The sequence below is a fragment of the Nitratidesulfovibrio liaohensis genome, assembly GCF_011682075.1.
GTDB classification, from domain to species: Bacteria; Desulfobacterota; Desulfovibrionia; order Desulfovibrionales; family Desulfovibrionaceae; genus Cupidesulfovibrio; species Cupidesulfovibrio liaohensis.
Window position 1 is genome coordinate 1 of the sequence record NZ_VSMK01000671.1, and the last position, 837, is coordinate 837.

At 70.4% G+C, this 837-nt stretch carries 2 protein-coding genes; one reads left to right on the plus strand and one right to left on the minus strand.

Annotation, left to right across the window (positions count from 1 at the left end):
* On the minus strand, nt 1-362 hold a 362-nt coding region (locus tag FVW27_RS17600), incomplete at its 3' end, for an amino acid permease (RefSeq protein ID WP_167127700.1).
* Nucleotides 363-580: 218 nt separating this feature from the next.
* Here FVW27_RS17600 and FVW27_RS17605 point away from each other — a divergent pair.
* Nucleotides 581-837: LysR family transcriptional regulator (locus FVW27_RS17605; protein WP_167127703.1), on the plus strand; the 257-nt coding region annotated here is incomplete at its 3' end.

The following is an 837-nucleotide window of genomic DNA, read 5'->3' on the forward strand; positions in this document are numbered from 1 at the left end:
CAGGCCACACCCACCGGCGGCAGCCCGCCCAGCGGCAGGTAGCGCACCCCGGTCAGCAGCACGGCCACGGGGCCGAACAGCACCGCCACCACCAGATACAGCGAGGCCAGCCGCCGCCCCTGCGGGCCGAAGGCGTGCCCCACGGCCACGGAAACACCCCCGTCGCCGGGGAACAGCACGGACAGTTCGCCGAACACCAGCGCAAACACCACCCCCACCGCAATCATGACCAGCCACGCGGGCAGCGCCCACGCCCCGGCCACGCCCAGCACCACGGGCGGCAGGATGATGATGCCCGATCCCAATACCGGCCCCACGATGAGCCCCGCCAGAAGCCACGGTCCAAGTTGCGCGCTGCGCATGGGGTTGCCCTCCTGTTGTTTCCGTGCCATCCTTGGCCCCATAGCGCCCGGAAATCCAACGGTATTTCCCGAAGGCAGCGTTCGGCGTGGCCGAATGCCCGCCCGGTCAGACAGGAAATGGCCGGTTTTCTCCGGCGATGGCATGGCGCTTACGCCCTTCCCCTCGGCCTTCGGCGTCACCTGCCTTTACCCCTTCGCCCGCAACCCCGCGCACCGTCATGGAACTGCACCTGCTCCGCGCCTTCGCCACCGTGGCCGAATCCGGCACGCTCACCCGCGCCGCCGCAGAGCTGCACATCAGCCAGTCGGCCCTCAGCGGACAGATTCGCGCGCTGGAAGACATTCTGGGCGTGACCCTGTTCCGACGCCGCGCGCGCGGCATGGACCTGACCGACGCGGGCGCCGACCTGCTGCCGCTGGCCAGAAAGGCGCTGGATGCCGCCACGGCCCTGCGCCGCAAGGCCGAACGGTTGCG